The sequence below is a fragment of the Paractinoplanes abujensis genome (genome assembly GCF_014204895.1).
Taxonomy (GTDB): domain Bacteria; phylum Actinomycetota; class Actinomycetes; order Mycobacteriales; family Micromonosporaceae; genus Actinoplanes; species Actinoplanes abujensis.
On sequence record NZ_JACHMF010000001.1, the window covers coordinates 5,899,510 to 5,917,802 of the forward strand.

Annotated in this window: 19 protein-coding genes; 9 read left to right on the plus strand and 10 right to left on the minus strand. The window is 70.1% G+C overall.

Features of this window, described 5'->3' with window-relative positions; genetic code table 11:
* The first annotated feature begins 24 nt into the window (after positions 1–24).
* Complete coding sequence (locus BKA14_RS26865; protein ID WP_184953618.1) at positions 25–756, plus strand: cutinase family protein; 732 nt, start codon at positions 25–27, stop codon at positions 754–756.
* Here the strand turns inward: BKA14_RS26865 and BKA14_RS26870 are convergent.
* Positions 735–1,532, minus strand: a complete 798-nt coding sequence (locus tag BKA14_RS26870; protein WP_184953619.1) for a WecB/TagA/CpsF family glycosyltransferase — start codon at positions 1,530–1,532, stop codon at positions 735–737. The genes BKA14_RS26865 and BKA14_RS26870 overlap by 22 nt on opposite strands.
* Before the next feature lie 62 nt (positions 1,533–1,594).
* Between BKA14_RS26870 and BKA14_RS26875 the strand changes: the two genes are divergently transcribed.
* From BKA14_RS26875 to BKA14_RS26895, 5 genes are all read left to right on the plus strand, one after another.
* Positions 1,595–2,539, plus strand: coding sequence for a sulfotransferase (locus BKA14_RS26875; RefSeq protein WP_184953620.1), 945 nt, complete (start codon positions 1,595–1,597; stop codon positions 2,537–2,539).
* Positions 2,536–3,450, plus strand: a complete 915-nt coding sequence (locus BKA14_RS26880; RefSeq protein ID WP_184953621.1) for a glycosyltransferase family A protein — start codon at positions 2,536–2,538, stop codon at positions 3,448–3,450. Before BKA14_RS26875 ends, BKA14_RS26880 begins: the two co-directional genes overlap by 4 nt.
* Before the next feature lie 81 nt (positions 3,451–3,531).
* Positions 3,532–4,308 carry a DeoR/GlpR family DNA-binding transcription regulator gene (locus BKA14_RS26885; RefSeq protein WP_184953622.1) on the plus strand — a complete coding sequence of 259 codons (777 nt, stop codon included), beginning with the start codon at positions 3,532–3,534 and terminating at the stop codon, positions 4,306–4,308.
* A complete protein-coding gene (galT, locus tag BKA14_RS26890; RefSeq protein WP_184953623.1) occupies positions 4,305–5,393 on the plus strand; it encodes a galactose-1-phosphate uridylyltransferase in 1,089 nt (362 codons plus the stop codon). Before BKA14_RS26885 ends, galT begins: the two co-directional genes overlap by 4 nt.
* A complete protein-coding gene (locus BKA14_RS26895) occupies positions 5,393–5,731 on the plus strand; it encodes a TraR/DksA family transcriptional regulator (RefSeq protein WP_184953624.1) in 339 nt (112 codons plus the stop codon). The genes galT and BKA14_RS26895 overlap by 1 nt, the downstream gene beginning before the upstream one ends.
* Positions 5,732–6,040: 309 nt before the next feature.
* On the opposite strand, the gene BKA14_RS26900 is transcribed toward BKA14_RS26895, so the two are convergent.
* On the minus strand, positions 6,041–7,258 hold the full coding sequence (locus tag BKA14_RS26900; protein WP_184953625.1) for an NADP-dependent isocitrate dehydrogenase: 1,218 nt from the start codon (positions 7,256–7,258) through the stop codon (positions 6,041–6,043).
* A gap of 179 nt (positions 7,259–7,437) precedes the next feature.
* Here BKA14_RS26900 and BKA14_RS26905 point away from each other — a divergent pair, with 179 nt between their 5' ends.
* Positions 7,438–8,235, plus strand: a complete 798-nt coding sequence (locus tag BKA14_RS26905) for an MBL fold metallo-hydrolase (protein WP_184953626.1) — start codon at positions 7,438–7,440, stop codon at positions 8,233–8,235.
* 75 nt (positions 8,236–8,310) lie between these two features.
* On the opposite strand, the gene mdh is transcribed toward BKA14_RS26905, so the two are convergent.
* The 4 genes from mdh to purN form a co-directional block, all read right to left on the minus strand.
* A complete protein-coding gene (gene mdh / locus BKA14_RS26910) occupies positions 8,311–9,261 on the minus strand; it encodes a malate dehydrogenase (protein ID WP_184953627.1) in 951 nt (316 codons plus the stop codon).
* 88 nt (positions 9,262–9,349) lie between these two features.
* Positions 9,350–9,940 (minus strand): pentapeptide repeat-containing protein, encoded by a 591-nt coding sequence (locus BKA14_RS26915; RefSeq protein WP_184953628.1) that lies wholly within the window; start codon positions 9,938–9,940, stop codon positions 9,350–9,352.
* Between the two features lies 1 nt (position 9,941).
* Entirely contained in the window at positions 9,942–11,510 is a 1,569-nt protein-coding gene (gene purH, locus BKA14_RS26920) for a bifunctional phosphoribosylaminoimidazolecarboxamide formyltransferase/IMP cyclohydrolase (RefSeq protein WP_184953629.1), read from the minus strand.
* Positions 11,507–12,124 carry a phosphoribosylglycinamide formyltransferase gene (gene purN, locus BKA14_RS26925; protein WP_184953630.1) on the minus strand — a complete coding sequence of 206 codons (618 nt, stop codon included), beginning with the start codon at positions 12,122–12,124 and terminating at the stop codon, positions 11,507–11,509. Before purN ends, purH begins: the two co-directional genes overlap by 4 nt.
* Positions 12,125–12,263: 139 nt before the next feature.
* Between purN and BKA14_RS26930 the strand changes: the two genes are divergently transcribed.
* The gene (locus BKA14_RS26930; protein WP_184953631.1) at positions 12,264–12,614 is read left to right on the plus strand and encodes a DUF4190 domain-containing protein; all 351 of its coding nucleotides are present in this window, start codon (positions 12,264–12,266) and stop codon (positions 12,612–12,614) included.
* Between the two features lie 47 nt (positions 12,615–12,661).
* Here BKA14_RS26930 and BKA14_RS26935 read toward each other — a convergent pair whose 3' ends face one another.
* From BKA14_RS26935 to icmB, 4 genes are all read right to left on the minus strand, one after another.
* Positions 12,662–14,065: a cell division protein PerM gene (locus BKA14_RS26935; RefSeq protein ID WP_184953632.1), complete on the minus strand. Its 1,404-nt coding sequence runs from the start codon at positions 14,063–14,065 to the stop codon at positions 12,662–12,664.
* Between the two features lie 113 nt (positions 14,066–14,178).
* Positions 14,179–15,060, minus strand: a complete 882-nt coding sequence (sucD, locus tag BKA14_RS26940) for a succinate--CoA ligase subunit alpha (RefSeq protein WP_184953633.1) — start codon at positions 15,058–15,060, stop codon at positions 14,179–14,181.
* A gap of 5 nt (positions 15,061–15,065) precedes the next feature.
* Positions 15,066–16,244, minus strand: a complete 1,179-nt coding sequence (gene sucC, locus BKA14_RS26945; protein ID WP_184953634.1) for an ADP-forming succinate--CoA ligase subunit beta — start codon at positions 16,242–16,244, stop codon at positions 15,066–15,068.
* 450 nt (positions 16,245–16,694) lie between these two features.
* The gene (gene icmB / locus BKA14_RS26950; protein WP_184953635.1) at positions 16,695–17,099 is read right to left on the minus strand and encodes a coenzyme B12-dependent isobutyryl CoA mutase small subunit; all 405 of its coding nucleotides are present in this window, start codon (positions 17,097–17,099) and stop codon (positions 16,695–16,697) included.
* 388 nt (positions 17,100–17,487) lie between these two features.
* Between icmB and BKA14_RS26955 the strand changes: the two genes are divergently transcribed.
* Positions 17,488–18,228 carry a M23 family metallopeptidase gene (locus tag BKA14_RS26955; protein ID WP_184953636.1) on the plus strand — a complete coding sequence of 247 codons (741 nt, stop codon included), beginning with the start codon at positions 17,488–17,490 and terminating at the stop codon, positions 18,226–18,228.
* Positions 18,229–18,293 lie beyond the last annotated feature (65 nt).

Consider the following 18,293-nt stretch of genomic DNA (forward strand, 5'->3'; position numbering starts at 1 on the left):
GTTTTGCGCAGAATCGCCCCGACGATGGGAGCCGCCCTCCTCATGCTGGCGGGACTGGGGGTCACCGCACCGGAGGCGCTCGCCGTGGAGGTGCCCGCGTGCGGGGACGTGCTCTTCGTCGGGGTGCGGGGGTCGGGGCAGAACGTGGGCATGGGGAGCGAGAACCTCGACCTGCTGCGTGCGCTCGTGGACGGGCCGGAGGAGATCACGGCGTATCCGCTGCCCTATCGGGCGTCGCCGGTCACCACGTTCGTCAAGCCGGCCAGTGGGCGGGCCGACTATCTGCGGAGCGTGCGCCGGGGCGTACGGGCTCTGGAGAAGCTGCTGCGGGAGCGCACGCGGGACTGCCCGGACGAGCGGCTCGTGCTGTCCGGGTTCTCGCAGGGGGCGATGGTGATCCATCGGGTGCTGCAGCGGGCCCGGCCGGCCACCCTGGAGCACATCGCGGCGGTGGCGTTGATGGCCGACGGGGACCGTGCGCCGGGCGACCGCGCCGTCCGGGTGGGCAGCGCGCCGGCCGCGGGCCGGGGTGTCGCGCAGGCGTACGCGGGAACGTTCGAGGCCCGCCGCGCGCCGCTGCCGGCCGGGCCCGCGGTGTTCAGCCTGTGCTCGCGGTACGACCTGGTCTGCGACTTCACGCCGCTGCACCGGCACAGCGGGCCGCTGTTCGTCACGGGGTTCCTCGTTCACCTCGGATACGGCCGGGCCGAGATCGAGCCGCTCGCCGTGCGGATTCAGCGGGCCCTGGCGCGCTGAGCCGGGGCCTGGGCCAGCAGCCGCAACGCGTACGGGGCGTCGTGGCGCAGGTAGCGTCCGGCCAGCCGGCGGGGTTCGGTGCCGAGCCGGTGCGCCCATTCCAGGCCGGTGCGCTGCATCCAGCGGGGTGCGCGTTCGATGTCGCCGGCCACGAAGTTGACCGCCGCGCCGCAGCCGATGAACCAGGTCTGCGGCAGTTCGGAGCGCAGCCGTGAGATGAAGCGCTCCTGCTTGGGGTAGCCGAGCCCGACGAACACCAGGTCGGGGCGCGCGTCGACGACCTTCGCGCAGTGGTCGGAGTACGTCAGCGGGTCGTTGTCGAATCCGTAGGGCGGGCACGACGTCCCGGCCACGCGCAGGCCGGGGCAGGCGGCCAGCAACCGGTCGGCAGCCCGGGTCGCGCCGTCGGCCGTGGCGTCATCGGCCGCGGGGGTGCCGCCGAGCACGAAGATCGAGCGCTGGTCGAGGCCCAGCCCGGCCGACAGCGACCAGATCAGGCTGCTGCCCGCCACCCGCTCGGGCAGCGGCGCCCCGCTCAGTTTGCTGGCCCAGATCAGCGGCATGCCGTCGGCCACGACCAGGTCGGCGTCCTGGAGGTGGCGCCGGCACTCGTCGTCGCGCTGGGCCCGGCGCAGGATGTCGACGTTCGGGGTGAAGATCCGCCCGCCCCGGCCGTGCGCGAGGGCGTCCCGCACCACGGCCACGACCTCGGCCTCGGTGATCCGATCGATGCCGGTTCCGTCCAGCTCGACGCGGTCGAAAGCCTCGACTGACACGCAACGCCTCCTTCGCGGTTGTTGGCTCGTTATAGGAGCGAAACGAGCGAAGGTGGGCCAAAGTGGCACGGGTGCTATTTCTGGGTGGATTAGGGCGAAGTGGGACAACACTCGTCGAACGCCTGCTAGGCGAACTGCCCGGAGTCTGCGCGCTGGGCGAGGTGGTGCACCTCTGGCAGCGCGACATCCGCGACGACGAGCGCTGCGGCTGCGGCGCCCGATTCTCCGCCTGCACGTTCTGGAAGCGCGTCGGCCAGTACGCGTTCGGGGGCTGGCACAACGTGGACATCGACCGGGTGCACCGGCTGCGCGACGCGGTCGAACGCACCCGGCACATCCCCAGACTGGCGACCGCGGTGGAGGCGCCCGACGAGGTGTACGAGTACGCACACTTCTACGCGCGGGTCTACAAGGCGGCGGCGGAGGTCTCCGGAGCCCGTACGGTCGTCGACTCCTCGAAGCACTCCGCGCTGGCCCACGTGCTGCGCTGGGCACCCGAGATCGACCTGCGCGTGGTGCACGTCGTACGGGACGCGCGCGGGGTGGCGTACTCGTGGACCAAGAAGGTGACCCGCCCGGAGACGGACGGCGCGGACGAGATGACCCGCTACTCCCCCGGCCGCTCGGCGCTTTTGTGGAACGCTCACAACGCTGCCTTCGGGCTGCTCGCCAAGCGCGGGGTGCCGATGCACCGGCTGCGCTACGAGGAGTTCCTGCAGGACCCGCGTTCGCGGCTGTCGGCCCTCGGCGACTTCGCCGGGCTGCGCCTGATGCCCGAGGACCTGAACTTCGTCGGCGACGGCTACGCCGACCTGCGCGTCGGGCACAGCGCCGCTGGCAACCCGATGCGCTTCACCGTGGGGCGGCTGCCGCTGCGCCGCGACGACGCCTGGAAGCGCTCGCTGCCCCGCAACCAGCGGCGCCTGGTCGGCACGGTCTGCGCGCCCATGCTGCGTGCCTACGGATATCCGCTCTCACTGTCGTCGACGTCGGAGGAGACCCGATGAACTGGCCGTCCGTCGGGGTCGTGATCCCCACCCGCAACCGCCCCGAACTCGTGCGCAAGGCGATCGCGTCGGTGCGCGACCAGCACTACCCGGGTGAGCTCAAGGTGCTGGTGGTCTACGACCAGACCGAGCCCGACTACCTGCTCGCCTCGACCGAGGGCGTCCAGGTGCTGGTCCTGACCAACTGGCGGACGTCGGGGCTGGCCGGGGCGCGCAACACCGGGATCCTGGCGCTGGACACCGAGTTCGTGGCGTTCTGCGACGACGACGACGTGTGGCAGCCGGACAAGCTGCGGCGGCAGGTGGCGGCGGTGCTGGCCGAGCCGGAGGCCGAGTTCGCCACATGTGCGATCGAGGTCGAGTACGAGGGCAAGTGCACACCCCGGCTGGCCGGGCGCAGCCGCGTCACGATCGACGAGCTGGCCCGCTCCCGGATGGCGATGCTGCACTCGTCGTCGTTCCTGATCCGGCGCTCGGCGCTCGTGCCGGAGGCGATCGGGCTGGTGGCCGAGGACGCCCCGGGCAGCCAGAACGAGGATTGGGACCTGCTGCTGCGGGCGGCCCGCCGGACCCCGATCGTGCACCTCGACGAGCCCCTCGTCCGGGTCCTGTGGGGACGCACGTCGCACTACGCCTACGAGTACGCGACCAAGATCAGCTCGTTGCGCTGGATGATGCAACGCCACCCCGAGATCAGCGGCTGCAAGCCCGGCGCGGCCCGCGTCTACGGGCAGCTGGCCTGCTGGTCGGCGGCCACCGGCAACCGCAGTCAGGCGTGGCAGTTCAGCAAGGAGGCCGTACGGGCGAACTGGAAGGAACCTCGTACGGCGATTGCCCTTGCGGCAATGACCGGAGCAGTGAAAGTTGAGAACGTTCTCTCCGCGTTGCACAAGCGCGGGCGAGGTATCTAACTGACTCTTTCGCTCACGCCCCTACGCCAGGTAGTGTTCGGGCGTGTTCGATTTAGTGCGGTTCCCGGCGGAGGTCCGCTGATGCTTGCCCAGCAGCGACAAGCAGCCATTCTCGACCGGGTCCGGGCCGCCGGCGGCGTCCGGGTCAGCGAGCTCGCCGCGGAATACGGCGTCTCCGACATGACCATCCGCCGCGACCTCGAATCGCTGGCCGACCGTGGCCTGCTGGCGAAGGTACACGGCGGAGCGACGACGGTCAGCCCGGGCTCGGCCCACGAGCCCGGCTTCGCGGCCAAGAGCGTGCGCCAGCGTACGGAGAAGGCCGCCATGGCCATGCGGGCCGCCGCACTGGTCTCCCCCGGCGACGCGATCGCGCTCTCCGCGGGCACCACCACCGCCGGCCTCGCCCAGCGCCTGGTCGACGTGCCCTCGCTGACCGTGGTGACCAATTCGATCCCGGTCGCCGACATCTTCTACCGCGCCGGCCGCCCCGACCAGACCGTCGTGCTGACCGGCGGCACCCGCACGCCGTCGGACGCGCTCGTCGGCCCGGTCGCCGTGGCCGCGATCGGCACGCTCCACCTCGACATGCTGTTCCTCGGCGTGCACGGGATGAGCGAACGGGCCGGCTACACCACGCCCAACCTGATGGAAGCCGACGTCAACCGCGCGCTGGTCGAGGCGGCCGAACGCCTCGTCGTGCTGGCCGACCACACCAAGTGGGGCACGGTGGGCATCTCCTCGATCGTCCCCCTCGAACGGGCCGACGTGCTGATCACCGACGACGGGCTCGACGAAGCCGCCCGCACCCTGCTGTCCGAGACAGTCCCCGACCTCGTGGTTGTGAGCTCCCAGTGACGTTCAAGAGCCGTACGGCCATCCGTCTCTCCGACGGGCGCGAACTGATCTACTTCAACGAGGAGGCACAGACCCACCGGGCCGGTCACGCGGACACGCGGCAGCTCCCGCCCCCGCCGCCGGCCTCGCAGCTGCGCTACGACCCCCTGGTCGACGAGTGGGTGGCCATCGCCGCACACCGGCAGACCCGCACGTTCCTGCCGCCGAGCGACGCCTGTCCACTGTGTCCGACCGGGCCGCGGTTCGCGAGCGAGATCCCGGCCCCCGACTACGACGTGGTCGTCTTCGAGAACCAGTTCCCGTCGTTCAGCGACCGCGTACTGCCCGATGAGATCACCGAGGTCACGCCGATGGTTCCGGTGCGGCCCGGTCTCGGGCGGTGCGAGGTCGTGTGCTTCACCAGCGACCACAACAGCTCGTTCGGCGCTTTGACCCCTTCCCGCGTACGGACGGTGGTCGACGCGCTGGCCGACCGGACCACCGCGCTGTCCCAGGTGGACGGGGTCGCGCAGGTCTTCCCGTTCGAGAACCGCGGCGTCGAGATCGGCGTGACCCTGCACCACCCGCACGGCCAGATCTACGCGTACCCCACCGTGCCTCCGCGCACCCGGGCCATGCTGGCCGCCGCCCGGGCTCACCTGGCCCGTACGGGTAACGACCTCTACACCGACGTGCTGGCGGCCGAACGCGCCGACGGCACCCGGATCGTCGCGGCCAACGAGCACTGGACGGCGTACGTGCCGGCCGCCGCGCGCTGGCCGTTCGAGGTGCACCTGGCCCCGCACCGGAAACTGGCCGACATCCCCGCGCTGTCCGACGCCGAGCGGGACGCGTTCGGGCCGCTCTACCTGGACCTGCTGCGCCGCTTCGACGGGTTGTTCGGCCGGCCGATGCCGTACATCTCGGCCTGGCACCAGGCGGTCGTGGGCGAGGGGCGTGACCTCGGCTACCTGCACCTGCAGCTGTTCAGCATCCGCCGCGCGGCCGACAAGCTGAAGTTCCTGGCCGGCTCCGAGTCGGCGATGGGTGTCTTCATCAACGACGTCGTGCCCGAGAAGGCCGCCCAGTTGCTGCGCGAGATCTGATGGACCACCGCTCCGCCTTGGACCGCCTGCGCGCCGAGGCGGAGCTCGAGATCGCCACGCTCGACGCCGACCTGCACGCCCTGTTCGAGGCTTCCCGAGCCGACAACGCCGACGACGAACACGACCCCGAGGGCGCGACCATCGCCTACGAACGGGCCCAGCTGACCGCCGTCCTCACCGCCGCCCGCACCCAGCTGGCCGCCGTCAACGAGGCCCTCGCCCGCCTGGACGCCGGCACCTACGGCCTCTGCGAGTCGTGCGGTTCGGCAATCCCCTCCGAGCGCCTGGAAATTCGCCCTTTCGCCACGATGTGCGTGACCTGCGCCTCGCGGCGCTGAGTTGTCCACAGGGCTGTGGATAGAGGGGCGGGGGGCCCGGGACAGGACCCCCCGCAGGGAAGGGACGGCAGGCGCGTGCGGGCGCCTACGTCGGTCACGTCGGTCTGAGGGAACCGGTCGGCGCCCGGGACAAGGCGGCCGGACCGGTGGGCGACCCCTCGGCGCCGCGACCGTCATCCGTTCTGCATGGAGAACGACTCGTATAACCACCGGTTACGGAGTCAAACATGCGTCTTTCTGCATATCGCCTTCGACCGTGACGAAAACGGGCCGCCGGGAAATCCCGGCGGCCCGCTGACGACGAAACGATCAGGCGGCGAGCTTGCGCGCCAGGTTCTCGTCGAGCGCGTTCATGAACTCGTCGGTCGACAGCCACGGGGCGTCGCGCGAGATGAGCAGCGCGAGGTCCTTGGTCATCTGGCCGCCCTCGACGGTCTCGATGCAGACCTTCTCCAGCGTCTCGGCGAACTCGGTCACCGCGGGGGTGCCGTCGAGGATGCCGCGGTGCTTGAGGCCGCCGGTCCAGGCGAAGATCGACGCGATCGGGTTGGTCGACGTCTTCTCGCCCTTCTGCCACTGCCGGTAGTGCCGGGTGACCGTGCCGTGCGCGGCCTCGGCCTCGACGGTCTTGCCGTCCGGCGTCATCAGCACGGAGGTCATCAGGCCGAGCGAGCCGAAGCCCTGGGCCACGGTGTCGGACTGCACGTCACCGTCGTAGTTCTTGCAGGCCCAGACGTAGCCGCCCTCCCACTTCATCGCGGCCGCGACCATGTCGTCGATCAGCCGGTGCTCGTAGGTGAGGCCCTTCGCCTTGAACTCCTCGGCGAACTCGCTCTCGAAGACCTCGGCGAACAGGTCCTTGAAGCGACCGTCGTACGCCTTGAGGATCGTGTTCTTCGTCGACAGGTAGACCGGGTAGTTGCGGGCCAGCCCGTACCGGAACGAGGCGCGCGCGAAGTCGCGGATCGAGTTGTCGTAGTTGTACATTCCCATGCCGACGCCGCCGGCCGGGAAGTCGGCCACGTGGAACTCGATCGGCTCCGAGCCGTCGGAGGGCGTGAAGGTCATGGTGAACTTGCCGGCGCTGGGCGCGACGAAGTCGGTGGCCTTGTACTGGTCGCCGTGGGCGTGGCGGCCGATGATGATCGGCTTGGTCCAGCCCGGCACCAGCCGCGGCACGTTCTGCATGATGATCGGCTCGCGGAAGACGACGCCGCCGAGGATGTTGCGGATGGTGCCGTTGGGCGACCGCCACATCTTCTTGAGGCCGAACTCCTCGACGCGGGCCTCGTCCGGGGTGATCGTGGCGCATTTGACGCCGACGCCGTGCTGCTTGATGGCGTTGGCCGCGTCGATCGTCACCTGGTCGTCGGTCTCGTCGCGGTACTGGATCGACAGGTCGTAGTACTCGAGCGGGACGTCCAGGTAGGGCAGGATCAGCTGCTCCCGGATCTGCTTCCAGATGATCCGGGTCATCTCGTCGCCGTCGAGCTCCACGACCGGGTTTGTGACCTTGATTTTCGCCATGCGGCCGGCGCTCCTCTCCCGAAAACCGTGCTTAGCAGTACGAGCGTACTGCAGGACTCGCATTCGTCCTTCGCCGACCCCAGTGTCGTCGCTTCCCGCGATCGGTGCTCGGTTCTTCGGTACCCCGGGCGGTTGTCCACGGGACAACGCGGGCCGGACAACGCCGCCAGAATGGGCACATGCCAGTGACTCACACCGTGGGCCAACTCACGGTCATCGCTCTCGAGGATGCGGCAGGGCCGTTCTTTGCCCCACGTGAACAGGCGTTTCCCACGGCGACGGCGGAGCAGTGGGCGGCGGCCGACACATTCGACCCCGCCGCGCGCTCAGTGGGCGGTGAGTGGCTGCTGCGGTTTCGGAGTTATGCCGTACGGGTCGGGAGCGGCCCGGTGATCCTGGTCGACGCGGGTATCGGGCCGGCCGGGTCGCTCGCCGCCGACTGGGCGCCGGTTCCGGGGCGCCTGCCCGACGCGCTGGCCGAGGCGGGCATCGCGCCGGGTGACGTGTCGGCGATCGTGCTGACGCACCTGCACAACGACCACATGGGGTGGGCCGTGCCGCGCGACTCGCCGTTCACCGAGGCCCGCGTCGTCATGCAGCAGGCCGACATCGACGCGTACGCCCTTAACCGCGCGCATGCGGGGCAGTACGACCTGCTCGTCGAGCCGCTGCGGGCGGCGGGACGGCTGGAGGCGATCACGGGCGAGCGGGTGCTGGCGCCGGGGGTTCGCGTGGTGCCGACACCCGGGCACACCCCGGGCCACCAGTCGGTGTGGGTCGAGTCGGGCGACGACAGCCTGCTCGTCACCGGCGACCTGCTGGTCCACGCCATCCAGCTGACCGACCCCGATCTGCCGTACGCCAGTGACATGGACCCGGATCAGGCCGGCCGGTCGCGAACCGGGGCGCTGGACGAGGCGCGGAACCGGGGAGCGACGCTTGCCGTCTCGCACCTCGGGCCGGAGTTCATCTCATAACCGCTTCTGCGGCGGTCACAACGCGTACGAGAAAAGGCCGGAACCAGATGGTCCCGGCCTTCCCTCGTCAGGAACTCAGAGGTTGGCGACGTCCGCCTGCTTGGCCCGCACCGCCTCGGCGGCCTCCTTGAGGCCAGCGATCTCGGTGTCGGTCAGCTTGTCCTCGACGACCTTCTTGATGCCCTCGGCGCCGATCTGCGCCTCGACACCCAGGTAGACGCCGGAGATGCCGTATTCGCCCTCGACCCAGGCGCAGACCGGCAGCACGGCGCCGGAGTCCTCGACGACGGCCTTGGCCATGCGGGCGGCCGCAGCGGACGGCGCGTAGTACGCCGAGCCGGTCTTGAGCAGCGCGACGACCTCGGCGCCACCGTTGCGGGTGCGGACGACGAGCTCCTCGATCTTGTCGGCCGGGAGCAGCTCGGAGAGCGGCTTGCCGTCGACGGTGCAGCGCGACGGGACCGGGACCATGGTGTCGCCGTGCGAGCCCAGCGTGAGCGCCTTGACGCTCTTGACCGGCACGTTCAGCGTCTCGGCGATCGAGTTGGTGAAGCGGGCGGTGTCGAGCACGCCGGCCTGGCCGAAGACCCTGTTCTTGGGGAACTGGGTGGCCAGCTGGGCCAGCGCGGTCATCTCGTCGACCGGGTTCGACACGACGATGACGACGGCGTTGGGGGCGTACTTGGCGATGTTCTCGGCGACCTGGCGCACGATCTTCGCGTTGACCTCGAGCAGGTCCATGCGGCTCATGCCGGGCTTGCGGGGCAGGCCGGCGGTCACGACGACGACGTCGGAGCCCTCGATGGCCTCGTAGCCCTCGCCGTTGGGGCCGGTGGTGACGCCGACGATCTTGGTCTCGAAGCCCTCGATCGGCCGGGACTGGTTCATGTCGAGCGCCAGGCCGGCGGGCTTGCCGTCGATGATGTCGGTGAGCACCACGGTCTCGAAGATGTCGTACTCGGCCAGTCGCTGCGCGGTCGTCGAGCCGTAGAAACCGGCACCTACGACGGTTACCTTCTTGCCCATAGCTCTCTCACTCCCATTCCCGGGACAATTTTTCCGGACGCTATCAGTCGGTTACCGGCGTATTACCGGCCGGTCGCCTCAACGCGAGTTAAGCCACTGTCGCGCCGTACGCGGTGGCGAACTGCACTGCCTGGCCGAGGTCGATCTTCGCCCCGGTCAGGTCGACCCCGCGCAGCTCGACGCCGTCCAGGTCGGCGCCGCGCAGGTCGGCTCCCTGGAGGGTCACGCCGGTGAGCCGGGCGTGGGACAGGTCGGCCCCGCGCAGGTCGGCCCGGCTGAGGTCGGCGCCCGCCAGGTCGGCCTCCCGCAACCGTAGTCCGCCCAGGCTCACCCCGGTCAGATTCTGTCCGCTCAGCGAGACGAAACCCCAGTCGCCTCCGTCAACCTTCAACGGCCGCAGCCCGCAGTCGAGGAACCGGGAGCCGGTCAGTTTGCAGTCGGTCAGCTCGGCGTCGAAGAACGAGCAGCGCTGCAGCGTCGACTGCATGATCGCCACGCGTTGCAGGACTGCCGCGTTGAACCGGACGTTGCCGAACGTGCAGTTGGTGAAGACGCAGCCGGTGAGCCGCGCCTCCGACCAGTCGACGTCGTGGAACGCACAGTCCTCGTACCGGGCACCGGCCACTTCTTCCAGGGCCCAGTCGCAGCCCCGGAACGTGGTGTCCTGTACGAGTTCCATGTCAGCCGTGGAAGAAGTGCCGCGTGCCGGTCAGGTAGAGGGTGACTCCGGCCTTCTTGGCGGCCTCGATCACCTGGTCGTCGCGGATCGAGCCGCCCGGCTGCACGACCGCCTTCACGCCCGCCGCAAGCAGCACCTCGAGCCCGTCGGGGAACGGGAAGAACGCGTCGGACGCGGCCACGCTGCCCTTGGCCCGGTCGGCCCCGGCCCGGCTGACCGCCAAGTGCGCGGCGTCGACTCGGTTGACCTGGCCCATGCCGACGCCGACGGTCGCACCGTCCGAGGCCAGCAGGATCGCGTTGCTCTTGACGCTGCGGATGGCGCGCCAGGCGAACGCCAGGTCGGCCAGGTCGTCGGCCGAGACCGCCTCGCCGGTGGCCAGCGTCCACCCGGCCGGGTCGTCGCCGGGCGCGTCGATCCGGTCGGCCGTCTGCGCCAGCATGCCCCCGCCGACCTGCTTGATCTCGATCGGCGCGGGGGCCCAGGCGGGGGCGATCAGCACGCGCAGCTTCTTCTTGGTGCGGAAGATGTCGAGCGCGGCCTCCTCATAGGCCGGGGCCACGATCACCTCGGTGAAGATGCCGTCGAGCTGCTTGGCCAGCGCCTCGGTGACGACGCGGTTGGCCGCGATGACGCCGCCGAACGCCGACACCGGGTCGCAGTCGTTGGCCTTGCGGTGGGCGTCGGCGATGTCGGCGCCGATCGCGATGCCGCACGGGTTGGCGTGTTTGATGATGGCCACGCAGGGCTCGGTGAAGTCGTTGGCGCTGCGCCAGGCGGCGTCGGCGTCGACGTAGTTGTTGAACGACAGCTCGCCGCCGTGCACCAGCTCGGCCTGGGCCAGCCCGGCGGGCGCGTTGGGGTCGGTGTAGAGCGCGGCCTGCTGGTGCGGGTTCTCGCCGTAGCGCAGCGTGTTCTGCTTCTTGAGCGCGATGCCCGTGAACCCGGCGAAGCCCTCCTCCTCGACCAGCGTGGTAGCCGTCCAATTGGCCACGGCGACGTCGTACTCCGCGATGTCGGCGAAGGCCCGGGCCGCGAGCGCCTTGCGCTGGGTCAGCGTGAAGCCGCCGTTCTGCAGGGCCTCCGAGACCAGCCCGTACGCCTCCACGGCCGTGACGACGGCGACGGACGGGTGGTTCTTCGCGGCCGCGCGCACCATGGCCGGGCCGCCGATGTCGATCTGCTCGACGCACTCGTCGACGCTCGCGCCCGACGCCACCGTCTGCGTGAACGGATAGAGGTTGCTGACCAGTAGCTCGAACGGCTGGACGTCGAGCTCGGCGAGCTGCGCGGCGTGGGTGTCGAGGCGCAGGTCGGCCAGCAGACCGGCGTGCACGCGGGGGTGCAGCGTCTTGACCCGGCCGTCGAGGGTCTCGGGGAAGCCGGTGAGCTGCTCGACCCGGGTGACGGGGACACCGGCGGCCTCGACGGTGGAGGCGGTCGAGCCGGTGGAGACGATCTCGACGCCGGCCGCGGCGAGCGCCTGGGCCAGCTCGACGAGGCCGGTCTTGTCGTAAACGCTCAGCAGTGCCCGCTTGATCGGGCGGCGGCCCTCGTCGGAGACGCTCATGGAATGCGTACCTTCCTGTTCTGAATGGTCCAGCCCTCGCGCACCAGGCGGCCGACGAACTCGACCAGCTGGGCCCGCTCGGCCACCTTGATCCGCTCGGTCAGCGTGTCTTCCGTGTCGTCGTCGAGCACGGGCACCGCGACCTGGGCGATGATCGGGCCGGTGTCGACGCCGGCGTCGACGAAGAAGAGGGTCGCCCCGGCGATCTTGACGCCGTAGGCGAGCGCGTCGCGCGGCCCGTGAATGCCGGGGAACGACGGCAGCAGCGCGTTGTGCGTGTTGATGTAACGATCGCCGAACGCGGCCAGGAACTGCGGCCCGACGAGCTTGAGGAAGCCGGCCGAGACGACCAGGTCGGGCTTGAACTCGGCGACGTGGGCGGCAAGGGCGGCATCCCAATCGTCACGCGTCTCGTAGGCCTTCACCGCGTCGACGAAAGTCGGCACACCGGCCGCGGCGGCGCGGTCGAGACCGGCGATGCCGTCACGGTCGGCCCCCACGGCCACGACCTGGGCGCCGTAGGCGGGGTCGGCGGAGGCGTCGAGCAGGGCCTGCAGGTTGCTGCCCGAACCGGAGACGAGGACGACCAGGCGGGCGGGCGCGGGGTCGGTCACCCGGAAACCCTATCGCCGGTAAGTCGATCAGCCGACATCGGGTGGGCCATGGGGCAGGCGAAACCGCTGATCATCGGTTACGCTGCCGGTCCTTCCGATATTCGAAGACTTTCTCCGTACGCCGTAAAGGAAGATTCTCGTGACGACACCTCCGCCCCCTTACTACGGTCCGCCCGGAGGCGACCCCGCCGCTCAGCCGCAGGGCCAGCAGAACACCTTCGGCCTCGTCGGCATGATCGTCGGCATCATCTCGATCCCGCTCGCCTGCTGCGCCTGGATCGGCATGATCGTCGGCATCGTCGGCGGCGTGTTCAGCTACCTCGGCCTGCAGAAGGCGAACCAGGGTCTGGCCAGCAACCGTAGCCAGGCCAAGGCCGGTCTCATCTGCTCCATCGTCGGCGTGGTGCTCGGCCTCGCGGTCCTCATCCTGAGCATCTGGGCCAACACGTTCGACTGGCAGACCTGGATCGACCAGAACAGCACCAACTGACCCCGTACGGGTTCTGATGCGGGCCGGCGCGGATGCGCGCCGGCCCGTCATGCTTTGACGAACAATCTGGTGCCGGCCGCGCCCAGGGCCACCGAGACGGCGAGCACGGCCGTCGCGACCAGGCCGACCGCCCACGGGTCGGGGCCGACGGTGGCCAGCCGGCCGTCGCCCAGCGGCCCGCCGGAGACCTTGGCCAGCAGCCCGAGCACCACGCCCGCGGCCGGGCCGGCCAGCAGGCCGCTGCCGATCACCAGCGACCAGGCCGGTGCGCCCTTGCCGTCGCGGGCCTCGCGGGTCAGGCGGAGCACGAGCAGCCAGCCCGCGGCCAGACCGGCCAGCACGGGCAGGGCCAGCAGCAGGGTGCCGGTCGCTCCCATCGGGCCGTCGGGCAGCCCGGCCAGCAACGGCAGGGCGGGGAGCCGATCGGCCGTCACCTCGGTGAGCCGGATCACCGATCCGGTGCCGAGCGCGAAGCCGGGGCCGAGCAGATACGCCGACGCCCAGATCACGCCGTTCGCCCCGTAGGCCAGGCTGACCAGGGTGAGGCCGGCCTGACCGGCCACGCCGGTGCGATAGTTCGAGATCATGTCGGCCGCCTGCCCGCCGCCGATCGCGACCGAGAGCCCGGTGACGCCGGCTCCCGCGGCCACCACGAACAGGGCCGCGACGACACCCGTGCGTAACCCGTGGCGCACCACGCCGGGCAGGCGCCTCGCCCACACGCTGAGCGCGTCGGTGCCGCGCAGGGAGCCGACCAGCGAGCCGAGCCCACCGATCAGGAAGAAGGTGAGCGCCGCGCGGGCCGGGGTGACCTCGGTGCCGCGACCGTCGACCAGCAACGCGCAGACCGAGCCGAGCAGCGAATAGCCCAGCCCGATGGCGAACGCCACTGACAGCGCTCGTACGGTCGAGCCCGTACGGCGGGCCCCGACGGCCCGGATGACGTGCAGCCCGGCCCGGTTGAGCCGCCACACGATGAGGATGCTGAGCAGCAGCGGGGCCAGGCCGAGGGAGCCGATCGAGGTGCCGATGGGCACACCGTGGCCGAGCAGCCAGCCGGCCAGGCCCGCGTGGGCCGCGCCGAGCAGGCCGCCGTTGCCCTCCAGGGTGCGGGCGAGCCCGATGACCACGGCCACCGGCAGATAGGACAGCAGGGCGGCCCAGAGCGTGGCGAAGGCGGCCGCCACCGGCAGCGGGGCCCGGCGCTGGGGGCGCTGCGGCGGCCGGCGCTGGGTGGGCAATTGAACCGTCTCGCGGTCGGCCAGCACCTTCTCGTCGACCAGGACGGTGCGCCGCTCCTTGGCCGGCGCCTCAACCCCCTCGGTGGGGCGGTCGATGCCCTCCGTGGGCCGTTGGACGTCGACCGGTTCCGTCTCGCGGGCGACCTGCGCCGCCTCGGCGACCGCGTACGGGTCGTCCGAGTCGGTGGGACGGTCGGGGGTGGTCGGCATCGCCGCCTACTTTTCCACGCCGGAGGCGGGTCGGCGACGCAGAAACGGCGGCGCGCCGTCATTCGGGTCGCGCGGACCCGGACGACGGCGCGCCGATCGCATGGCGTCCAGCGTCAGCTCATGATCTCGCGCATGAGCCGGGCGGTCTCGCTCGGCGTCTTGCCGACCTTGACGCCCGCGGCCTCGAGGGCTTCCTTCTTGGCGTCCGCGGTGCCCGCGGAACCCGAGATGATCGCGCCGGCGTGACCCATGGTCTTGCCGGGCGGGGCGGTGAAGCCGGCGATGTAGCCGACCACCGGCTTGGTGACGTTCGCCTTGATGAACTCGGCGGCCCGCTCCTCGGCGTCGCCGCCGATCTCGCCGATCATGACGATGGCGTCGGTCTCCGGGTCGTCCTGGAACGCCTTGAGCGCGTCGATGTGGGTGGTGCCGATGACCGGGTCGCCACCGATGCCGACTGCCGTCGAGAAGCCGAAGTCGCGCAGCTCGTACATGAGCTGGTAGGTCAGCGTGCCGCTCTTGCTGACCAGGCCGATGCGGCCGCCCGGCGTGATGTCGGCCGGGATGATGCCGGCGTTGCTGGCGCCCGGCGAGGCGATGCCCGGGCAGTTCGGGCCGATGATCCGGGTCTTCTGACCGCGGTCCACGTTGTACGCCCAGGCGGCCGCGCTGTCCTGCACGGGGACGCCCTCGGTGATCACGACGGCCAGCGGGATCTCGGCGTCGATGGCCTCGACGATCGCGGCCTTGGTGAACGCGGGCGGCACGAAGATGACCGACACGTCGGCGCCGGTCTCCTTGATGGCCTCGGCCACCGACGCGAACACCGGGAGCCCCGTGCCGTCGAAGTCGACGGTCGTGCCGGCCTTGCGCGGGTTCACGCCGCCGACCACGTTGGTGCCCGCGGCCAGCATGCGCCGGGTGTGCTTGGAGCCTTCGGAGCCGGTCATGCCCTGAACGATGACCTTGGAGTCCTTGGTGAGCCAGATCGCCATGACAGTCACTTCCCCGCAAACGCGAGCTCGGCGGCGCGCGCGGCCGCTCCATCCATCGTGTCTACTCGCTCGACCAGCGGGTTGTTGGCGCCGTCGAGAATGGCCCGCCCGGCCTCGGCGTTGTTGCCGTCGAGCCGCACCACGAGCGGCTTGGTGACCTGCTCGCCACGCTCACTGAGCAGGGCGAGGGCCTGAATGATGCCGTTGGCGACCTCGTCGCACGCGGTGATGCCACCGAAGACGTTGACGAAGACCGACTTCACGGCGGGGTCGCCGAGCACGATCTCGAGGCCGTTCGCCATCACCTGGGCGCTGGCGCCGCCGCCGATGTCGAGGAAGTTGGCCGGCTTGACGTTGCCGTGCTGCTCACCCGCGTACGCCACCACGTCGAGGGTCGACATGACCAGGCCGGCGCCGTTGCCGATGATGCCGACCTCGCCGTCCAGCTTCACGTAGTTGAGGTTCTTGGCCTTGGCCGCCTGCTCCAGCGGGTCGACCGCGGACTGGTCGACCAGCGCCTCGTGGTCGGGGTGCCGGAACGACGCGTTCTCGTCCAGGGTGATCTTGGCGTCGAGCAGCAGCACTCGGCCGTCGCCCACCTTGGCCAGCGGGTTGACCTCGACCAGGGTGGCGTCCTCGGCGACGAAGGCCTGCCACAGCTTGACCGCGATCTCGACGATCTGGTCGGCGACCTCGGCCGGATACTGCGCGGCGGCGACGATCTCGCGGGCCTTGGCCTCGTCGACACCCTTGCTGGCGTCGATCGCGATCTTGGCGACCCTTTCCGGCTGCTCCTCGGCCACCGTCTCGATCTCCATGCCACCGGCGACGCTGGCGATGCAGAGGAACGTGCGGTTGGCCCGGTCGAGCAGGTAGGAGAAGTAGTACTCCTCCTTGATGTCGGCCGTCTCGGCCAGCATCACCTTGTGCACCGTGTGGCCCTTGATGTCCATGCCCAGGATGTCGGTCGCCCGGGCCTCGGCCTCGTCGGCCCCGTCGGCCAGCTTGACGCCGCCCGCCTTGCCGCGACCGCCGACCTTGACCTGCGCCTTGACCACGACCTTGCCGCCGAGGCGCTCGGCGATCGCCCGGGCCTCCTGCGGGGTCTCGGCGACGCCACCGCCCAGCACGGGCAGCCCGTGCCGTTCGAAGAGGTCGCGCCCCTGATATTCGAACAGGTCCACGTGTCTCCTTTCGCTCGCGACGCCAAGCGCCGGCAAGCCGCACCGTTGCGTCCCGACCTGTGTGCGCGGCGGCCTCTGAGCGGCGTCGCCGGCGTGAAGAATGTCCGGCCCTGCGGGCCTTCATTCGCAGACTAGCGACCTGGGAACCCGCCCCGAAGGCGCGGGTGCGCGGTGTGCAAGACCACACACCGGAGGCGGCGGTGACGGTTGGGCCGCGAGTGGCCGCAGGAGTCGCCGAATTTCCCCGAATCGGTGCGTAACCAGCTTCTCAGGGCGTCGTTGAGTGTGGTGTCGGAACGCTACGGCGAGCCGGCGCGCAGGCGGCCGATGCCCTGTCGGTCGAGGGGTGGCGGCGGGGCATCGTGCATGGAGAGGCCGGACGTGTGAGGGGTGCGTCCGGCCTCTCCCCTTGCTTCCTGCTTTACCTACTGAACGAGTAGGGACGGCTGGTCAGGCCACCGGTGAACTGACATTGGCGCGTACCCATTCGATGATGGACGCGGTAGTGGCGCCGGGAGTGAAAATGCGGGCCACTCCGAGTTTTTCCAATTCGGCGATGTCCTCGGCCGGAATAATGCCTCCGCCGAATACGACGATGTCGGCCGCGTCACGTTCCGCCAACAGTGCAATTACGCGGCGGAACAATGTCATGTGGGCGCCGGACAAGACGGACAAACCGATCGCGTCGGCGTCCTCCTGAATGGCGGTCTCGACGATCTGCTCGGGCGTCTGGTGCAGGCCGGTGTAGACCACCTCCATGCCCGCGTCGCGCAGCGCCCGGGCCACCACCTTCGCCCCGCGATCGTGCCCGTCCAGCCCCGGCTTGGCGACGACAACTCTGATCCGTGCCTGCATCTGACCCTCCGAGCGCTGACCGCGATGTCACCTGAACCAACGTTAACCTGCGCGCGGGCCCGGGGGTAGCGCCCGACCGGAACCCGTGATCACCTGCGGTAACAGAAAATGTATTCTGCGTCACCTCACTATCTGTTTTCTCGGCAATTACTCCGCGTACGCGAACAACTGCGTGAGGAAAGGTGACCAATTCGGACATTCGCTGCGCAATGCGGACTCGGAAGTGTCAGCGATTTGGCGCTTCGACTTGTGGCCCCCGAGCCGTTTCGTTACCGTGGCTCCCGGCTGTCAACCAGTTAACGCTGATCTGACAGCTCGGACGGGCACGGTTCACCGGTTAATTCGGTGCTGTGGCCACCGCCGATTTGCCACCGACGGAGGGTTGTTCGTGCGCCAGCGCTTGTCGTCTGAGCCCGATCGCTATCGGGGTCGTCGTCGCGTTCCCACCCCTCCGCGCAGCCGCTACGCCGTCGCAGTCACCGCGGCGTTCGCCGGTGCCGGTGTCGTCGCGATCGGCGCGGCGTCCAACTTCCCCGACCAGAAGAACGTCGACCCGCAGGCCCTGCAGGCCCACGGCGCCGTCCAGTCCGTCGACGAGGCCATCGCCGACCGCGCCGCCGACGACTCGGCCGCCTCCCGCAGCAACAACCGCGACTCGGCCACCAAGCAGAAGGTGAGCGCCGACGAGGCCACGGCCGACGTCTGGCTGCTCCCGATGGACGACTTCCAGTTCACCTCGGCCTACGGGGTTCGCTGGGGCAAGCTGCACGCCGGCATCGACCTGGCCGGTCCCGAGGGCATGCCTTACAAGGCGATCCACGCGGGCAAGGTCACCAAGGCCGGTTACTACGGTGGCTACGGCTACCAGATCACGATCCAGGACACCGAGGGCAACGAGGTCATCTACGCCCACTCGCGCCGCCTGCTCGTCAAGGCGGGCGACGAGGTCAAGGCGGGTCAGGTGATCGGCCTGGTCGGCAACACGGGCGCCTCGTACGGCACGCACCTGCACCTCGAGATCCACGTCAACGGCACCCCGACCGACCCGATCCCGTTCCTGCGCGATCGCGGCGTCGACATCAAGCTGCGGGTCGAGTCGGTGTTCGCCGGCGTGGCCGCCGCCTCCTGACCCTCGGAGTACCCACCTACGGGCCGGCAAACCTCTGCGGTTGCAACTCGGTTGAACCGGGCGGC